This window comes from Escherichia sp. E4702, assembly GCF_963883545.1.
Taxonomy (GTDB): domain Bacteria; phylum Pseudomonadota; class Gammaproteobacteria; order Enterobacterales; family Enterobacteriaceae; genus Escherichia.
In genome coordinates this window covers 28,347-46,665 of sequence record NZ_CAWORF010000002.1, presented here as the reverse complement: position 1 = coordinate 46,665, position 18,319 = coordinate 28,347, and the positions used below count along the sequence as shown (strand labels likewise).

Genomic DNA, 18,319 nt, shown 5'->3' with positions numbered 1-18,319 from the left:
CCCTCATAGTGCAATTGTAAATCTCAACCTAAAAAAGAGGTATTAGATATCCTGGGAGAGATAAATGCTGACTACGCCACGATAAATACCGGTATCCAGAACACCTTTGGTAGTCTGAGCAAACATCAGGGTTTTAGCCAGAGAGCCGTTAGTTAACGCATCGGAAGCAAAGATTTTGGTTGCGGTAAAAGTGGTTGCCGCATCAGCTTTAATCTCGTCACCACCCCAGCTTACAGTCAGTGGAACGATTTTGCTGGCGTCCAGGTTGTGAACCAGCTGAGCTGGAGAAACTAACTGCATTTTGACGTTTTTGGTGGTGTCATTTGACCAAATTTTGGTCATCAATTGGTAAGATTGCAGACCCTGACCTGGCAGATATTGCATCTCTACTGCTTTCGGCAGCGCGGTGTTGTCGCTCTGAGTCATATCCAGAGCAGCATCAACGTTGGCTGTTACAGTAATGTCTTTCTGTACAGCTAACGCTGAACCGGCAACAGAGAACATTGCTGCAACGAGGAGAGATTTTACAAATACCTTTTTCATTACTATTCCTTTATTTAAAAAACACATTAATGAATTACTAGTTCAACTTCACCGTTGTCTTTAGTGATCCAGTTATTATATTTGACCACAATTTTATTGTAGCCAGATATGCTGTCTAATGTTCTTACTTGTCCTGGAAAGAGATTTTTGTTTACCGTCTGTGTCTTACAGGAACCGGTATTACAATAATCAATGGTAAGAATTTTTACACGCTGATTCCCTTCATTAAGCAACTCACCACTGGAATTCGTTTTTAAAGCAATAACAGGATTCTGTGGGGGAACGCTTACAACGATCCCCCAAATTAAATTAACTGTTAACTGCATAGAGAGATTTTTTTTATCCGTGGCAACGTCATCAATACTGGGAACCGCTTCAAATTTAACGCGATAATTTTTCTCTTTTTGCTCTGGTTCCATTGCGACAAAGCGCACGGTTTTGCTGCTACCCGCTGGCAGCGCGAACTTAGGCGGCATCACTACCAGATGAGTGGCATCCCCGGATTTTATTTCAACTTCCTGCTCTTGAGGCGTTGAAGGATTATCAATACGAAATACCGTCGCTTTAATATATTGGACTTCGTTCGTTTTCGATATTACGCGAACGCTTCCTTCTCCCTGACTGTTAATTGAAACCGCCATAGGGTAGACCGTCATATTTGACTGCGCAAAAAAAGGAGCGAACACGAATAAAAGCGGCGTAAGCCGTGATAAGAGGTTAATTTTCGCCACCATATAGATTTGATTTTACAATATTGTTTCCAAAAGTTAGCGCATTAGAAATGTATATTTATTGTAAGTCAATATAAAAAAGCATTTTTAGTTAAAATTAAATTTAAAAGCAAAGAATCAACTTACTGAAATATAGTAATTTTAACAATAGTGACACTTAATTTTTAGGAATTTATAAATATTCACAATATGAATTAAATACATTATTTCAATCAATATATTTATATATGAACAATGGCATACCCATAAACAAAGTGGTATGATAACTTTGTCCGCATTCCACTCCGGGAGACGCATATGGAAATCACTGAACCACGCCGTTTGTACCAACAGCTCGCCGCTGACCTGAAAGAGCGCATCGAGCAGGGCGTCTATCTGGTGGGTGATAAACTGCCCGCCGAACGTTTTATTTCTGATGAAAAAAACGTCAGCCGCACCGTGGTTCGTGAAGCCATCATCATGCTTGAAGTCGAGGGCTATGTAGAAGTACGCAAAGGCTCGGGAATTCATGTGGTTTCCAACCAGCCTCGCCATCAGCAGGCGGCGGACGCGAATATGGAATTTGCCAATTACGGTCCGTTTGAACTGCTCCAGGCACGTCAACTTATCGAAAGCAATATTGCCGAGTTTGCTGCAACCCAGGTAACGAAACAGGACATCATGAAACTGATGGCCATCCAGGAGCAGGCGCGCGGCGAACAATGCTTCCGTGATTCCGAGTGGGATTTGCAGTTTCATATTCAGGTCGCATTAGCGACGCAGAACTCTGCACTGGCTGCCATCGTTGAGAAAATGTGGACCCAGCGTAGTCATAACCCGTACTGGAAAAAATTGCACGAGCACATTGATTCCCGTACCGTCGATAACTGGTGTGATGACCACGATCAGATCCTCAAAGCGTTGATACGCAAAGATCCTCATGCCGCCAAACTTGCAATGTGGCAGCATCTGGAAAATACCAAAATTATGTTGTTTAACGAAACCAGTGACGATTTCGAATTCAATGCCGACCGCTATTTGTTCGCCGAGAATCCTGTCGTTCATCTGGATACTGTGGCCAACAGCAGCAAATAAACTCCCATTTCTGACAGGCGCAGCAACGCGCCTGTTCGCTTTATCAGTAAGCGAAAAGTATAAAGTGTCAGCCTGTGTAAATCCTCTCGCCACCCTCCTCTGCAATCAGCAAAATCAGACTCCACGGACATGTAATTTTGATAACGAACAACGTTGACCTTTGTTACAATTAGATTCAATTTGAATTTATGCTATTAAATGTTTTCTTATCTCACGTTTTAACAGGGAATAGTTCAGGCCGTATTGGTGTCTCGACCCGCAATATATACAACAACAGCAATAACCTGACGGGTGTGCATCATTTAAAACCGGCGTGGCGTTAACCGATTCACCAGGAATAATGAATGGAACTTTTGACCCAATTGCTGCAAGCCCTGTGGGCGCAGGATTTTGAAACCCTGGCCAATCCGTCGATGATTGGCATGTTGTATTTTGTCTTGTTTGTGATTTTGTTCCTCGAAAACGGCTTGCTTCCAGCGGCCTTTTTACCAGGCGACAGCTTGCTGGTGTTGGTTGGTGTATTGATTGCCAAAGGCGCAATGGGTTACCCGCAGACTATTATGCTGCTCACTGTTGCGGCCAGCCTCGGTTGCTGGGTCAGCTACATACAGGGGCGATGGCTGGGAAACACCCGCACCGTACAAAACTGGCTATCCCATTTACCTGCGCACTACCACCAACGCGCACACCATCTTTTTCATAAACACGGTTTATCTGCGCTGTTAATTGGTCGCTTTATCGCATTTGTCAGAACATTACTGCCGACCATTGCCGGACTGTCAGGGCTGAATAACGCCCGCTTCCAGTTCTTCAACTGGATGAGTGGCCTGCTGTGGGTGTTGATCCTGACAACCTTAGGTTACATGCTCGGCAAGACGCCGGTATTTTTGAAGTATGAGGACCAGCTGATGTCATGCCTGATGCTGCTCCCGGTGGTGCTGCTGGTGTTCGGCCTGGCAGGTTCTCTGGTTGTTTTATGGAAAAAGAAATATGGAAATCGGGGGTAAAGGATGCAAATACCTCGCATGTCGCTTCGCCAGCTAGCCTGGTTCGGCGCTGCTATATTGCTGGCTGGCACGCTGCTGCTGGCCTGGTCTGCGGTTCGTCAACAAGAATCCACGCTGGCGATCCGCGCCATTCATCAAGGGACGACGATGCCGGACGGTTTTTCCATCTGGCATCACCTTGACGCTCATGGCATACCTTTCAAAAGCATCACCCCTAAGAATGACACACTGTTGATTACGTTTGATTCCAGCGATCAAAGCGCCGCCGCCAAAGCGGTCCTCGACAGAACATTGCCTCATGGCTACATCATTGCGCAGCAGGACGATAATAATCAGGCCATACAATGGCTGACCCGGCTGCGGGACAATTCTCATCGCTTCGGATAACTTCCTGTTATCCGAAACATATCACTCACTTTGGTGATTTCACCGTTACTGTCTATGATTAATAAGGCGGTGGTTAATACCACCGCCTCGTTGTCTGGACAATCGTTCCTCTGTAATGGGTCCGAGTCACAATGGAAGGTTCAAGAATGAAATACCGCATCGCTTTAGCTGTTTCTCTTTTTGCTCTTAGTGTCAGTAGTTATGCCACTACCCTTTGTCAGGAAAAGGAGCAAAATATCCTTAAGGAGATCAGCTATGCCGAAAAACATCAAAACCAGAATCGTATCAACGGCCTGAACAAAGCCCTTAGCGAAGTGCGGGCGAATTGTTCAGATAACCAGTTGCGTGCCGATCATCAAAAGAAAATCGCGAAGCAGAAAGATGAAGTGGCAGAACGCAAGCATGATTTAGCCGAGGCGAAACAAAAAGGCGATGCGGATAAGATTGCTAAACGCGAACGGAAACTGGCAGAAGCGCAGGAAGAGCTGAAAAAGCTGGAAGCGCGCGACTACTAATCCCCAATAGTTAATACTTACTCACCTGGAGAAAACTATGTCGAAAGAACACACTACGGAACACCTGCGTGCTGAGTTGAAATCCCTGTCCGATACGCTGGAAGAGGTTCTTAGCTCCTCTGGCGAAAAGTCAAAAGAAGAGCTGAGTAAGATTCGTAGCAAAGCGGAACAGGCACTGAAGCAGAGTCGCTATCGTCTGGGTGAAACCGGTGATGCGATTGCTAAACAAACCCGCGAAGCGGCGGCGCGTGCCGATGAATATGTGCGTGAGAATCCGTGGGCGGGAGTTGGTATTGGCGCAGCCATCGGCGTGGTGCTGGGCGTTCTGCTGTCGCGTCGTTAATTATGGCGGAAACTCATCACGCGCAAGGGCCCGGTAAAAGCGTTCTGGGCATCGGGCAGCGAATTGTCACCATCATGGTCGAAATGGTGGAGACGCGTCTGCGGCTGGCGGTTGTTGAGCTGGAAGAAGAAAAAGCCAATATCTTTCAGCTTTTACTGATGCTCGGCCTGACGATGCTTTTCGCTGCATTTGGTCTTATGAGCCTGATGGTGCTGATTATCTGGGCCGTTGATCCGCAATATCGCCTGAATGCAATGATTGCCACCACTGTGGTGTTGCTGCTTCTGGCACTCATCGGCGGCATCTGGACGTTACGCAAGTCGCGCAAATCCACCTTGCTGCGCCATACGCGTCACGAACTGGCAAACGATCGACAACTTCTCGAGGAGGAGTCCCGTGAGCGGTAAAGTCGAACGTGAACAACGTAAGGCACAACTGCTTCGTCAGATCCAGCAACAACGGTTGGATCTTTCCGCCAGCCGCCGTGACTGGCTGGAGGCGACAGGCGCCTACGATCGTCGTTGGAATATGCTGTTGAGCCTGCGTTCCTGGGCGCTGGTCGGCAGCAGCGTGATGGCTATCTGGACGATTCGCCATCCGAATATGCTGGTCCGATGGGCCAGGCGCGGTTTTGGCGTCTGGAGTGCGTGGCGTCTGGTTAAAACCACCCTCAATCAGCAACAGCTTCGCGGTTAAATTCCTCTCTGGCCGGAACTATTCCGGCCTTATCCCTCAAATTTTTTGAAAATTTTTGACAGTTTTCCTTGCTAACAATCACCATTCACTACGTTTATGCTTCTCTCCATCGACAGCAATGACGCTAATACCGCGCCCTTGCACAAAAAACAATCAGCAGCCTGAGTGGTGCAGTGGAGAGTATGATGAAAAAATTAGAAGATGTTGGTGTACTGGTAGCGCGTATTTTAATGCCGATTCTGTTCGTTACCGCAGGCTGGGGAAAAATTACTGGCTACGCTGGTACTCAACAATATATGGAAGCAATGGGCGTCCCGGGCTTTATGCTGCCGCTGGTGATCCTGCTTGAGTTCGGTGGCGGTCTGGCAATCCTGTTCGGTTTCCTGACTCGCACCACCGCGCTGTTTACCGCTGGCTTTACACTGTTGACGGCGTTTTTATTTCACAGCAACTTTGCTGAAGGCGTCAACTCGCTGATGTTCATGAAAAACCTGACAATTTCTGGCGGATTCCTGCTGCTGGCGATTACCGGACCGGGCGCGTATAGCATCGACCGTCTGCTGAATAAAAAGTGGTAAGCACGCGCTATACTTAACGATAAAAAAACGAGGGGGAAACTCCTCGTTTCAGATTGTTGACAAAGTGCGCGTTGTTCATGCCGGATGCGGCGTGAACGCCTTATCCGGCCTACAAAAACATGCAAATTCAATATATTGCAAGAACCTCGTAGGCCTGATAAGCATAGCGCATCAGGCAGTTTTGCGTTTGCCATCAGTCTCAAACGAGGAGAAACGCTCCTCGTTTTTGCTATTGGAGGAGAGAAAAATGGGTCAACTGATTGACGGCGTCTGGCATGACACCTGGTACGACACCAAATCCACTGGCGGTAAATTTCAACGTTCAGCTTCCGCATTTCGTAACTGGCTCACTGCCGATGGCGCACCAGGCCCCACTGGCAAAGGTGGATTTGCCGCAGAAAAAGATCGTTATCATCTCTATGTTTCACTCGCCTGCCCGTGGGCGCACCGCACGCTGATCATGCGTAAACTCAAAGGACTGGAACCGTTTATTTCCGTTTCCGTGGTGAATCCGCTGATGCTGGAAAACGGCTGGACCTTTGATGACAGTTTCCCGGGTGCAACCGGCGACACGCTCTATCAACATGAATTCCTGTACCAGCTTTATCTCCACGCTGATCCACACTACAGCGGACGTGTTACTGTCCCCGTGCTGTGGGACAAAAAAAATCACACCATTGTCAGTAACGAATCAGCAGAAATCATCCGCATGTTCAATACTGCGTTTGATGCGCTGGGCGCAAAAGCGGGTGATTATTACCCCCCTGCTCTGCAAACTAAAATTGACGAACTTAACGGCTGGATATACGACACCGTAAATAATGGCGTCTATAAAGCTGGTTTTGCCACCAGCCAGGAAGCGTACGACGAAGCGGTGGTGAAAGTGTTTGAATCGCTGGCGCGACTGGAACAGATACTAGGGCAGCATCGCTTCCTGACGGGTAACCAGTTAACCGAAGCCGATATTCGCCTGTGGACCACGCTGGTTCGTTTTGATCCGGTGTATGTCACCCACTTCAAGTGCGATAAGCACCGTATCAGCGATTACCTGAATTTGTATGGCTTCCTGCGCGATATCTATCAGATGCCGGGAATAGCTGAAACCGTCAATTTCGACCATATCCGTAATCACTACTTCCGCAGCCATAAGACCATCAACCCAACGGGAATTATTTCGATTGGTCCGTGGCAGGATCTCGATGAACCGCACGGGCGGGATGTTCGCTTCAGTTAAACAAAGGCACCCTTCGTGGTGCCTCTGGTTGTTGGCTAAGTGCGTGTTGTTATGTCGGATGCGGCGGGAACGCCTTATCTGACCCACAAAACATTGTACATTCAATATATTGCAGAACCCGCCCAGGCCAGATAAGCGTAGCGCATCTGGCGATTTTGCGCTTGCCCTTATCCTTCACAGCGCCTTATTAATTCATCGAGATAATATTTACTGCAAATTCATTCATGTCTATTCTTAATTTGCTGCTTTAAAAACAAGTGATTGAGCAAAATTGAGGCAAAAATGGACTGGTATCTGAAAGTACTAAAAAATTATGTCGGTTTCCGGGGGCGTGCACGGCGCAAAGAGTACTGGATGTTTATTCTGGTCAACATCATCTTTACGCTCGTGCTGGGACTGCTGGATAAAATGCTGGGCTGGCAACGTGCCGGTGGCGAAGGCATCCTGACGACTATCTACGGCATTCTGGTGTTTTTGCCGTGGTGGGCTGTACAGTTCCGTCGCCTGCATGACACCGACCGTTCAGCATGGTGGGTGCTACTGTTCTTAATTCCGTTTATCGGTTGGCTGATTATCATCATCTTTAACTGCCAGCCGGGGACACCAGGCGAAAACCGGTTTGGACCTGATCCAAAACTGGAACAGGAATAATAATTAAGCACCTTGTGAAAGGTGCTTCAGATTGTTGACAACGTGCGCTTTGTTTATGCCGGATGCGGCGAAAACGCCTAATCCAACCTACAAAATCGCCAAAATTCAATATATTGCAGTGACTGCATAGGCCTGATAAGCGTAGCGCATCAGGCAGTTTTGCGTTTGTCAGCAGTCAGAAGCACCTTGTGAAAGGTGCTTAATAGATTATTTTCCAGCGAACAACTTTGGAATTTCCCGGAGACACCAGGATTTTGCTTCCCCCATACTGTCGCGACGCCAGGCCATAATAATATCGATTTCACTGGTCGATTCCGGACTAACTACACGCAAACGCCCTTCAGCAATATCTTTCTCTACCATCGGGTACGGCATCGTTGCGACGCCAAGCCCTGCCAGCAATGCCTGACGTTTATCTTCAATGGTACTGACCGTCAGGCGCGGTTGTTTATCCAGTAACTGTACGGTCAATACCGGGCGTTCACGAGCAGTATCTGCCACTGCAATTCCGCGATATTTCACGCGCGTCACTTCAGAAAGCGGTTCCGGCTCCTGATGAATCGGGTGATCAGGCGCTGCCACGTAGACGTTCATCAAGGTGTAAAGCTTACGAGAGTTGATCTCCGACGAGGAGCGAAAATGCATATCCGGCGCGATAACAATATCCGCTCGCCCCTGTTCCAGCCGCTCCCACGCCCCCGCCAGCACTTCGGTGATGATTGCCAGTTGGGTATTGGCTTTAGCCGCCAGTTTGTCGATCAACGGGAAAAAGGCAGGCGTGGGCACCAGCGCTTCAGTCACGATGGTGAGATGCGTTTCCCAACCACGCGCGAGGGCTTCGGCGTCGGTGGTCAGTTTATCTGCGGCTTCCAGCAGAACACGTCCCCGCTCCAGCAACATCCGCCCGACATTGGTGAATTTGGTGCGATGGCCCGAGCGGTCAAACAGCACCACATCGAGCTCTTCTTCCAGTTTTTGCATGGTGTAGCTAAGCGCGGAAGGCACGCGTCCCAGCTCATCGGCCGCCGCCGCAAAACTACCACGGCGATCGATCGCATCCATAACCCTTAATGCTTCCAGCGTTAATGCCCTTTCTTTGGCCATTTCGTTCTCATTCAGGAAATTTGAACATACCGGGCAGAATATCTGGCTAACAATGTAGCGTCCAGCCCCTTACCATAAAAGGAAGTAAAGAGAGGTCAAGAATTATGATTACTACCCGAACTGCCAGGCAGTGTGGACAAGCAGACTACGGATGGTTGCAGGCCCGGTATACTTTTTCCTTTGGACACTACTTCGACCCTAAATTGTTAGGCTATGCCTCCCTGCGCGTGCTTAACCAGGAAGTGTTGGCTCCAGGGGCCGCCTTCCAGCCACGTACCTACCCAAAAGTTGATATTTTGAATGTGATTCTCGACGGAGAAGCAGAGTATCGGGACAGCGAAGGTAATCATGTTCAGGCCCGCGCCGGTGAAGCCTTATTGCTTTCTACTCAGCCGGGCGTGAGTTATAGCGAACATAATATCAGCAAGGACAAACCGTTAACGCGAATGCAGCTCTGGCTGGATGCTTGCCCACAACGGGAGAATCCGCTGATTCAAAAACTGGCGCTAAATATGGATAAACAGCAATTAATCGCCTCGCCAGATGGCGCGAAAGGTAGCCTGCAACTGCGCCAGCAGGTGTGGTTGCATCATATTGTGCTCGCCGAGGGAGAAAGCGCGAACTTTCAACTGCACGGTCCGCGTGCTTATTTGCAATCGATCCACGGTCAATTTCATGCGCTTACGCATCACGAAGAGAAAGCAGCGCTGACCTGCGGTGATGGCGCATTTATTCGTGACGAGGCTAACATTACACTCGTTGCTGATTCCCCGCTGCGCGCTTTGCTGATAGATTTACCTGTCTAGTTTTTTTACAGGGAGAAGATGATGAGTAAAAAATCGGCGAAAAAACGTCAGCCAGTAAAGTCCGTTGCAGCGAAAGAAACCACCCGCGCTACCAAAAGTTTTGGCTATGAAGAGATGTTGAGTGAGTTGGAGGCGATAGTCGCCGACGCCGAAATACGGTTAGCCGAGGATGAAGCTACCGCGTAAACACAGGTTGCCGGATGCGGCGTAAACGCCTTATCCGGCCTACAAAACCAACAAATTGCACACCCCGTAAGCCGGATAAGATGCGCCAGCATCGCATCCGGCACCAGGTATAACATCCGAAATCCGGCGCTTACCTGGCCTTACTGGCCATAATCTCGATAATCTGCCGATCCGTTTGCTGCATTGAATGGCTTGCCAGCGCACACAGGTTGGCGATTGACTGCTCAACATCATGCTCCACAATCCCTTCATTGCCAGTCACGGCGGTATCATCCAGCGCCATTAACACCGCTTTCCACGCCGCCGACGCACTGGTCGAAACCTTCATCGCGCAACTGTTCGACGCGCCATCGCAAATCATACCGCTGACATCGCCGATCATGCTGCTGATCGCCATCGAGATGGTTTCATAACGCCCATCCACCAGCCATGCCATCCCGGCGGCGGCGCCCATTGCGGCGGTCGTTGCGGCACACAGCGCAGACAAACGCGGTAACTGGTTATGGATATAAATCGCGCTCAAATGCGAAAGCATCAGCGCACGTGCCAGCCGTTCATCATCTGCCCCGAAGTGTTCCGCGACCACCACCACGGGCATTGTTGCGGTGATCCCCTGGTTGCCAGAACCGGAGTTACTCATTGCCGGAAGCGTTGCGCCACCCATACGCGCATCGGATGCCGCGCTGGTACGAATCACAATTGACGAGGAGAGATCTTTCGCCAGCAAACCGCGTGCACACTGTTTTTCCAGCGTCGCGCCAATATGCAGCCCCCAGTTCCCACTCAAACCTTCTTGCGATAACGCGCAGTTTAATTTCGCAGAATCGAGAATAAAGCGGATCGCCTCAAACGGCACTTCATTGACGAACTTCAGGATCTCGGCCAGCGTCGTTCTGGAGAGCACCGCCAGCGGCGACTCTTGCTCGCCCTCTGCCACACACGCCTGCTGGGTAAACACCACGCCATTGTGCGTCTCGATATGCACAATGTTAGTATGCCCGCCGACGATGGTGACACAAGCCCACTGCTCGCCGTTCCAGACTTTGGCGCGTGAGAAGAGGATTTCATCGCAAGGTTCCTGGATCTTGACCGAGACTTTCCCCGCCGCCAGCAACGCTTTGGCATCGGCAATTGCCTGCGCCGTTGCGTCTTTCAGCACTTCCAGCCCGGCGTTGGCATTTCCACCTAACGCCCCCAGCGCCGCTGCAATCGGCAGCCCCACCATTCCCGTACCGGGAACGGTAACGCCCAGACCGTTCTTCATCAGATTTGGCGAAACCCAGGCTTCTACACGTTCAACCGGACCTTCCAGTTCTGCCGCAGCAACCGCCGCCGCCAGCGCCAGTGAGATCGGTTCAGTACATCCCAGCGCCGGTTTTACTTCCTCCTGAACTGCAAGGATGTAACGCTGCCATAACGGATTTAAAGTCGAATCAAACATAATAAAAACCTTAAAATTTCAGGTAAATCATGAAAATGCCAGGAACGGAGAAACGCAAAGCAACAAACCGGTGATGATAATCAGGTACAGAGAGGCACCTTTGTATTTGTGCAATGCCGGTACTTTGTAAACCAACCACGCCGGGATCAGGCACCCTACCATGCCGAAAATCGGGCTACAGATAGAGGTAAAGCTCAACACTGGCGCATTCAGTACGATGGCGCTCCAGGCCAGTAAAATGGCGAAAATCATGATGCCGCGCTGAACGAGATTTTCGTTAATCTTCTCAGCTGGCATCTTGCGGCGCAGGATGTTCATTACGATCCCTTGCGTTGCTTCGCGAAAGCCTAAATAAACGCCAAAGAACGCTGTCATTACGGCAAAGATATTGAGGATGACGCTGACCACTTTCACCCATGCTGCACCGTCACCGCTAATAAATTGAGCTGCAATCGCCAGCGCGGAAATATTCTGCTCATAGGCTTTTACTGCTTCGTCATGTCCCATCGCCAGAGTGAACGACACTGCGTAGAAAAAGACGGTGACAAACAAAATGCCAAACGCGATATTCATTGCCCGCAATGCTTTATGCCGCGCCACTTCAATTGATTTTTCCCGCGAGCGATAAGAGATCACCATCGGGCTTAACGTCTGGATAAACAGAATCGAGGTTAAGGTAAACGGCAGTGTGATAATGGCGTTTTTCACCAGCAGCCCCAGCGGCGGCAGCGAACCTACGTTATACAGATGCCACATCCCGACCATCGATACACCCAGCGCCGCCACCACCAGCAGTTTGGTCAGCACCATGCCGGTCGAAATTTTGAATAACAGTTTCTCGCCGCGTGAAGAGATCGCTACCAGAATACAAATCAGTACTAGGCCATAAAACGGACTGTCAGACAGCAATCCTTCCGTCACGCCGAAAGTGTGCAGATAGGAGGCGCTATCGTTAGTGATGGCGGTGGAGTAAACAAACATCCAAATAACCAGCATCACAAAGTAAAGTGCACCTAATAAAATGCCCCAGTTTTTACCCAAATAACCACTAATGACACTCGGGTAATCTTTACACTCTGGAGATTCCGCCAGCGTATTAATAAACAATCGCTGAAACAGATACATTGCCGGGTAGCCAATCACTGATGAGAGCAAAAATACCCACAATCCCATCAATCCGACCTGCACCGGGAGAAAAACTATCCCCGCGCCAATCGCCATCCCAATACTCATAATCACCCAACCGGTGTCGGTACTGTCGAATTTGATAGCTTCACGCCATTCACTTTCACTCATTCCAGCACGACCCGCCGGGGTCGAAGCGTCTGCAATGACGCCTTTATTCGTTGCAATTTCCATAAGTTCTCGCTCAATATTTTGTAGGGCTTATTATTTTTTTCGAGCCGCATCAAGGCGATACGCGGTCTACGTTTTTTTGCAGGCGAGTTATTAGAATGAAGAAATGATACGCGTGAGGTCAGAGAAAATCTTCACAATCAAGACTTTGAAATAGCAGTTATGGATAATAATTTTCTATCAAATCAATCTTAGAGAAATAGTTATTCTCTATTTGCGGCAGATCACAATAAAAAAGGGTGCACATTTTGTGCACCCCAGTATAAACGCGGCTGAGATATCAGCCGCAGACCACTTTAATGGCCAGTCCTCCGCGTGAAGTTTCGCGGTATTTATCGTTCATATCTTTGCCGGTTTCGTACATCGTCTCGATAACTTTATCGAGAGAAACACGCGGTGCAGAAGTGCGTCCCATCGCCATCCGCGCGGCGTTCACGGCTTTAACAGCATTAATAGCATTGCGTTCAATACACGGAATTTGCACCTGCCCGGCAACCGGATCGCAGGTCAGTCCCAGGTTGTGTTCCATAGCGATTTCCGCCGCATTGCACACCTGCGCCGGGCTGCCGCCCAGCAGTTCGGTTAACCCTGCCGCCGCCATTGAACAGGCCACGCCAATTTCGCCCTGACAGCCCACTTCCGCACCGGAAATGGAGGCATTCATTTTATACAGCGCACCGATAGCGCCAGCCGCCAGCAGAAAACGGGCAATGGAGCGCTCATTGAGCGGGCGGCGGAATTTATCGTAATAGGCCAGCACCGCAGGAATAATGCCGCAAGCGCCGTTAGTTGGCGCTGTCACAACACGTCCGCCAGCGGCGTTTTCTTCGCTGACTGCCAGAGCAAACATATTGATCCAGTCGATCACGTTCATCGGATCGTTAGAGATATTGTCGCTGGAAACCAGCAAACGTCGCAGCGCCACCGCCCGACGTGGCACATTGAGCGGGCCGGGCAGCACACCTTCGGTATTCATACCGCGTTCAATACCGTCATGCATCACCTGCCAGATACGCGAAAAACCAGCATCAATTTCGGCTTTGCTACGTAGCGCCAACTCGTTTTGCAGCATCAAACCAGAAATAGATAACCCGTTGTAATCACACATTTTCAGCAGCTCACCTGCTGAATGGAAATCGTAAGGGACGAGCGTTTCAACATCCAGTGACAGGCCGAATTGTTCTTCTTCGACAATAAATCCGCCACCGACTGAATAATAGGTTTTGCTTAACAGTTCTTCCTGCTCTTTCCACGCGGTAATACGCATCCCATTCTCATGACGGGGCAGCGTTTCCGCATGGAAAATAATGTTCTTTGCCACTGGGAAATCAACGACATGTGCGCCCGCTGCCACCGGCAACCTTCCGTTGCGCGTCACTAATTCCATAAATGCAGGTATCTCATCAATAACAACGTCCTGCGGACTATTTCCTGCCAGTCCCATGATGATAGCGATATCCGTGGCGTGACCTTTGCCCGTCAGTGACAACGATCCATAAAGATCGACCACAATGTGGCTCGTCGCGGTTAATAAGCCGCTCTTCTCCAGTCGATCAATAAAACTTTTTCCGGCATTCATTGGCCCCACGGTATGAGAACTGGAGGGACCAATCCCAATTTTGAAAATATCGAATGCACTAATCATATCCACACCCTCGGATTGCCGTTCGTGAAGAGGAGCGGAGCGACCCTGCGATCGCCCCGCTCAGGAGCTTTATGCGTTGCGTACCGCGATAGCTTCAATTTCCAGCTTCACATCTTTCGGCAAACGCGCTACCTGCACGCAGCTGCGTGTCGGGTAGGTCGCCTGATGCTCGTCAAAAAACTGCTTGTAAACTTCATTGATGGTGCCAAAGTCATTAAGGTCGGTAATGAACACCGTCATCTTCACGATATCGCCAACGGTCAGCCCGGCAGCAACCACGATCGCTTTGACGTTTTCCAGGCTTAAACGCGCCTGATCTTTCACGTCCGCAGGGATCTCCCCGGTCTGCGGGCAAACCGGAATTTGTCCGGAGGTGAAGACCATGCTGCCTAAATCAACGCCCTGAACATACGGGCCAATTGCGCCTGGCGCACGTTGCGTTTCGATAATCTTTTTCATACATCCTCCGGCATCAAAGCGCCTGGGTAAAGGTACGTGAAATCACATCCTGCTGCTGTTCACGGGTCAGTGCGTTGAAGCGCACGGCGTAGCCAGAGACACGGATTGTCAGGTTTGGATATTTTTCCGGGTGCTCAATGGCATCCAGCAACATTTCCCGATTCATAACGTTGACGTTGAGGTGCTGACCGCCTTCCACATCCGCTTCGTGGTGGAAATAACCATCCAGCAGGCCGACAAGGTTGGTTTTGCGTACCGGATCTTCTTTGCCCAGCGCCGCAGGGACAATTGAGAAGGTGTACGAAATACCGTCTTTGGCGTAGGTGAACGGCAGCTTGGCAACGGAGGTCAGCGAAGCCACGGCCCCTTTGCGGTCACGACCATGCATCGGGTTAGCGCCCGGTGCGAACGGTGTTCCGGCGCGACGACCGTCCGGCGTATTACCGGTTTTCTGGCCGTACACCACGTTAGAGGTGATGGTCAGAATCGACTGAGTTGGTACAGCGTTACGATAGGTTGGCAGGGCTTTAATTTTCTTCATAAAGCGTTCAACCAGGTCGCAAGCAATGCTGTCTACGCGCTCGTCGTTGTTGCCGTACTGCGGATATTCGCCGTCGATTTCAAAGTCGACCGCCAGGCCGTTTTCGTCACGAATCGGTTTCACGCGGGCATATTTGATTGCGGAAAGTGAATCCGTCGCCACCGACAGGCCCGCAATACCACATGCCATCGTGCGATAAACATCACGATCGTGCAGCGCCATCAGTGAGGCTTCGTAGCTGTACTTGTCATGCATGTAATGGATGATGTTCAGCGCGCTGATGTACTGCACTGCCAACCAGTCCATGAAATGGTCGAGGCTGCTCATGACTTTGTCGTAGTCCAGAACGTCGTCCATCAGTGGTGCTGTTTTCGGGCCGACCTGAATCTTCAGCTTCTCATCCACCCCGCCGTTAATTGCGTACAGCAGCGTTTTCGCCAGGTTAGCGCGTGCGCCGAAGAACTGCATCTGCTTACCAATCACCATCGGGCTGACGCAGCAGGCAATCGCGTAATCGTCGCTGTTGAAGTCAGTACGCATCAGATCGTCGTTTTCATACTGCAAAGAAGAAGTGACGATGGAGACTTGTGCCGCATATTTTTTGAAGGCAATCGGCAATGCTTCCGACCACAGAATGGTCAGGTTAGGTTCCGGTGCTGGCCCCATGGTGTGCAGTGTATGCAGATAACGGAAGGAGTTTTTGGTCACCAGGGTACGGCCGTCCAGCCCCATCCCGCCGATGACTTCCGTTGCCCAGATAGGGTCGCCGGAGAACAGCGAATCAAATTCCGGCGTACGCAGGAAGCGTACCATGCGGATCTTCATGATGAAGTGGTCGATCAATTCCTGCGCCTGCTGCTCGTTGAGCACACCAGCTTTAAAGTCGCGTTCAATGTAGATATCGAGGAACGATGCAGTACGACCCAGCGACATCGCGCCGCCATTTTGCGATTTCACCGCCGCCAGGTAAGCGAAGTAGAGCCACTGCACCGCTTCCTGCGCATTCTGCGCTGGACGAGAGATGTCGAAGCCGTATTTCGCCGCCATTTCCTGAATCTGCAGCAGCGCATGACGATGTTCTGCCAGCTCTTCACGCAGACGGATGGTGGCTTCCAGATCTTGCCCTTTTTCCAGACGAGACTGGAGATCGGCAAATTGCAGTTCGCGTTCACGGACCAGATAACTGATGCCGTACAACGCCACGCGGCGATAGTCACCGATAATACGTCCACGGCCATAACCGTCCGGCAGACCAGTCAATACGCCAGATTTACGGCAGCGCAGCATATCCGGTGAGTAAGCATCAAATACGCCCTGGTTATGGGTTTTACGCAGATCGGTAAACACGTATTCAAATTCGCTGTCCATTTCACGGCCATAGGCGTGGAATGAACTTTTAATCATGTTGATGCCGCCGAACGGATGCAGCGCACGTTTCAGTGGCGCATCTGTTTGCAGGCCAACAATTTTTTCCAACGGCTGGTTGATATAACCGGCATCATGGGCAGTAATGGTGGTGGCAATATTGGTATCGAAATCAACCGGCGCATGGGTCGCGTTTTCGATACGAATACCTTCCATCACCTTTTCCCACAATGCCGTAGTGGCTGGCGTCGCTTCGGCGAGGAAAGATTCATCCCCTTCATACGGTGTATAGTTATGTTGAATAAAATCGCGGACATTAATTTCGTTTTTCCAGTCCGTACCTTTAAAGCCAAGCCATGCGTCGGCGTACAGCTTATCGCTGGTATCAATATCTACCTTCATGAAAAATAATCTCTCTACAATACTTCAACTAAATTATGCAAATTCTGCGGGTGCTTTAACTTTGCCTAAATGAATTGCATCTAGCGCAATCATTTTTTCTTCATTAGTCGGAATAACGGCGCAAATTACGCGCGCATTTTCACTGGACACAATTCTTTCACCGTAAGCGTTAGAGCGATTATTCATTTCTGCATCAATCTCTACGCCTAATACAGTCAAATGTTCCATGACCAGACGACGAATTAAACTTGAATTCTCACCTATTCCACCGGTGAATATAATTCCATCCAGGCGATGTAATGAGGCAGCGTGTCCGGCAATATGACGGGCAATTCGGTGAACAAACGTTTTAATTGCCAGTTGTGCACGTTCATGACCTTCATGCCAGGCTTTTTCCAGTACACGCAAGTCGGAAGAAAGACCGGAAATCCCCAATAGTCCCGATTCTTTATTCACCACGCGTTCCAGGTCGCTAAGACTCTGGTTGGTTTGACTGGCCACCCAGGACATCGCGCCGAAGTCGACATCGCCACTGCGCGTCCCCATCATCAACCCTTCCAGCGGCGTCATACCCATTGAGGTATCCACACTCTGCCCGTTACGAACCGCGCAAATAGATGCGCCATTGCCAAGATGCGCCACCACCAGGCCGGAGTCTTCTTCCGCCAGATTCAGCAGAGAATGCGCACGCTGGGACACATAGCGGTGAGACGTGCCGTGGAAGCCGTAGCGGCGCACACCCAGCTCTTCGTAATATTTCCACGGCAAGCCGTATAAAAACGCTTCCGGGGCCATTGTCTGGTGGAAGCTGGTATCAAATACTGCTACCTGAGTTACGCCAGGAAATAATTGCTGGGCCGATTCAATGCCACTTAAATTGGCGTAATTATGCAGCGGCGCCAGTGGAGAAACGCGACGGATATTATCAATGACTTCATCGGTAATAATGGCGGACTCGGTAAAAATACTGCCGCCGTGGGCGATGCGGTGGCCAATTAAGGCCACGCTGTCATTTAAATTCCTCTTTTCCAGTTCAAACGCAATTGCCTTCAATGCACCTTCGTAGCTGTGGTGAGCCAGCGGTGCTGGCTCTCCTCCATTTACGGATAAGAATGCATTTTCCGAATTAATACCGTCGGCAATACCTGACATTAATACTTCACAGTTCGAGGCATCCAACACGGAAAACTTAATTGAAGACGAACCACAGTTAATAACCAAAACAACCGGAAATTCATTCATCTCTTTTCTCATC

Annotated in this window: 22 protein-coding genes; 13 read left to right on the top strand and 9 right to left on the bottom strand. The window is 49.9% G+C overall.

Going from position 1 to position 18,319, the window contains the following annotated elements; genetic code table 11:
• Window positions 1–42 precede the first annotated feature (42 nt).
• Together AACU94_RS00400 and AACU94_RS00395 are read right to left on the bottom strand one after the other, a co-directional pair.
• Window positions 43–543 (bottom strand): CS1 type fimbrial major subunit, encoded by a 501-nt coding sequence (locus AACU94_RS00400; protein WP_130223854.1) that lies wholly within the window; start codon window positions 541–543, stop codon window positions 43–45.
• Between the two features lie 26 nt (window positions 544–569).
• Window positions 570–1,277, bottom strand: a complete 708-nt coding sequence (locus tag AACU94_RS00395; RefSeq protein ID WP_135488716.1) for a fimbria/pilus periplasmic chaperone — start codon at window positions 1,275–1,277, stop codon at window positions 570–572.
• 294 nt (window positions 1,278–1,571) lie between these two features.
• On the opposite strand from AACU94_RS00395, the gene exuR reads away from it, so the two are divergent.
• The 11 genes from exuR (at window position 1,572) to AACU94_RS00345 (ending at window position 7,759) form a co-directional block, all read left to right on the top strand.
• Complete coding sequence (gene exuR, locus AACU94_RS00390; RefSeq protein WP_064529587.1) at window positions 1,572–2,348, top strand: transcriptional regulator ExuR; 777 nt, start codon at window positions 1,572–1,574, stop codon at window positions 2,346–2,348.
• A 188-nt stretch (window positions 2,349–2,536) separates the two neighbouring features.
• Window positions 2,537–2,671, top strand: a complete 135-nt coding sequence (locus tag AACU94_RS24660; protein ID WP_441316611.1) for a hypothetical protein — start codon at window positions 2,537–2,539, stop codon at window positions 2,669–2,671.
• Between the two features lie 21 nt (window positions 2,672–2,692).
• Complete coding sequence (gene yqjA, locus AACU94_RS00385) at window positions 2,693–3,355, top strand: DedA family general envelope maintenance protein YqjA (protein WP_064529586.1); 663 nt, start codon at window positions 2,693–2,695, stop codon at window positions 3,353–3,355.
• A 3-nt stretch (window positions 3,356–3,358) separates the two neighbouring features.
• Complete coding sequence (mzrA, locus tag AACU94_RS00380) at window positions 3,359–3,742, top strand: EnvZ/OmpR regulon moderator MzrA (protein ID WP_135488715.1); 384 nt, start codon at window positions 3,359–3,361, stop codon at window positions 3,740–3,742.
• A gap of 146 nt (window positions 3,743–3,888) precedes the next feature.
• Complete coding sequence (gene yqjC, locus AACU94_RS00375) at window positions 3,889–4,257, top strand: DUF1090 family protein YqjC (protein ID WP_130210388.1); 369 nt, start codon at window positions 3,889–3,891, stop codon at window positions 4,255–4,257.
• A gap of 37 nt (window positions 4,258–4,294) precedes the next feature.
• Window positions 4,295–4,600, top strand: coding sequence for a DUF883 family protein (locus AACU94_RS00370; protein ID WP_130210386.1), 306 nt, complete (start codon window positions 4,295–4,297; stop codon window positions 4,598–4,600).
• A 2-nt stretch (window positions 4,601–4,602) separates the two neighbouring features.
• Entirely contained in the window at window positions 4,603–5,007 is a 405-nt protein-coding gene (locus AACU94_RS00365) for a phage holin family protein (protein WP_135488714.1), read from the top strand.
• Window positions 4,997–5,296: a YqjK-like family protein gene (locus AACU94_RS00360; RefSeq protein WP_130210382.1), complete on the top strand. Its 300-nt coding sequence runs from the start codon at window positions 4,997–4,999 to the stop codon at window positions 5,294–5,296. The genes AACU94_RS00365 and AACU94_RS00360 overlap by 11 nt, the downstream gene beginning before the upstream one ends.
• 185 nt (window positions 5,297–5,481) lie before the next feature.
• The gene (locus AACU94_RS00355) at window positions 5,482–5,874 is read left to right on the top strand and encodes a DoxX family protein (protein WP_135488730.1); all 393 of its coding nucleotides are present in this window, start codon (window positions 5,482–5,484) and stop codon (window positions 5,872–5,874) included.
• Window positions 5,875–6,121: 247 nt separating this feature from the next.
• Window positions 6,122–7,108, top strand: coding sequence for a glutathionyl-hydroquinone reductase YqjG (gene yqjG, locus AACU94_RS00350; RefSeq protein ID WP_135488713.1), 987 nt, complete (start codon window positions 6,122–6,124; stop codon window positions 7,106–7,108).
• Window positions 7,109–7,390: 282 nt separating this feature from the next.
• Window positions 7,391–7,759 (top strand): DUF805 domain-containing protein, encoded by a 369-nt coding sequence (locus AACU94_RS00345; RefSeq protein WP_130218283.1) that lies wholly within the window; start codon window positions 7,391–7,393, stop codon window positions 7,757–7,759.
• Window positions 7,760–7,966: 207 nt separating this feature from the next.
• Here AACU94_RS00345 and yhaJ read toward each other — a convergent pair whose 3' ends face one another.
• On the bottom strand, window positions 7,967–8,863 hold the full coding sequence (gene yhaJ, locus AACU94_RS00340) for a DNA-binding transcriptional regulator YhaJ (protein WP_001041008.1): 897 nt from the start codon (window positions 8,861–8,863) through the stop codon (window positions 7,967–7,969).
• A 104-nt stretch (window positions 8,864–8,967) separates the two neighbouring features.
• Here yhaJ and AACU94_RS00335 point away from each other — a divergent pair, with 104 nt between their 5' ends.
• Together AACU94_RS00335 and yhaL are read left to right on the top strand one after the other, a co-directional pair.
• Window positions 8,968–9,669 (top strand): pirin family protein, encoded by a 702-nt coding sequence (locus AACU94_RS00335; protein WP_130259081.1) that lies wholly within the window; start codon window positions 8,968–8,970, stop codon window positions 9,667–9,669.
• Between the two features lie 21 nt (window positions 9,670–9,690).
• The gene (yhaL, locus tag AACU94_RS00330) at window positions 9,691–9,855 is read left to right on the top strand and encodes a protein YhaL (protein WP_130210466.1); all 165 of its coding nucleotides are present in this window, start codon (window positions 9,691–9,693) and stop codon (window positions 9,853–9,855) included.
• Between the two features lie 130 nt (window positions 9,856–9,985).
• Here the strand turns inward: yhaL and cyuA are convergent, their stop codons facing one another.
• From cyuA to tdcD, 6 genes are all read right to left on the bottom strand, one after another.
• A complete protein-coding gene (cyuA, locus tag AACU94_RS00325) occupies window positions 9,986–11,296 on the bottom strand; it encodes a cysteine desulfidase (protein WP_135488712.1) in 1,311 nt (436 codons plus the stop codon).
• A 27-nt stretch (window positions 11,297–11,323) separates the two neighbouring features.
• Complete coding sequence (locus tag AACU94_RS00320; protein WP_130218289.1) at window positions 11,324–12,655, bottom strand: amino acid permease; 1,332 nt, start codon at window positions 12,653–12,655, stop codon at window positions 11,324–11,326.
• Between the two features lie 277 nt (window positions 12,656–12,932).
• The gene (gene tdcG, locus AACU94_RS00315) at window positions 12,933–14,297 is read right to left on the bottom strand and encodes an L-serine ammonia-lyase (protein ID WP_130223840.1); all 1,365 of its coding nucleotides are present in this window, start codon (window positions 14,295–14,297) and stop codon (window positions 12,933–12,935) included.
• 69 nt (window positions 14,298–14,366) lie between these two features.
• The gene (locus AACU94_RS00310) at window positions 14,367–14,756 is read right to left on the bottom strand and encodes an enamine/imine deaminase (protein WP_064529572.1); all 390 of its coding nucleotides are present in this window, start codon (window positions 14,754–14,756) and stop codon (window positions 14,367–14,369) included.
• A gap of 13 nt (window positions 14,757–14,769) precedes the next feature.
• Window positions 14,770–17,064 (bottom strand): 2-ketobutyrate formate-lyase/pyruvate formate-lyase, encoded by a 2,295-nt coding sequence (tdcE, locus tag AACU94_RS00305; protein ID WP_130218293.1) that lies wholly within the window; start codon window positions 17,062–17,064, stop codon window positions 14,770–14,772.
• A gap of 33 nt (window positions 17,065–17,097) precedes the next feature.
• Complete coding sequence (gene tdcD / locus AACU94_RS00300; protein WP_135488711.1) at window positions 17,098–18,306, bottom strand: propionate kinase; 1,209 nt, start codon at window positions 18,304–18,306, stop codon at window positions 17,098–17,100.
• Between the last annotated feature and the right edge of the window lie 13 nt (window positions 18,307–18,319).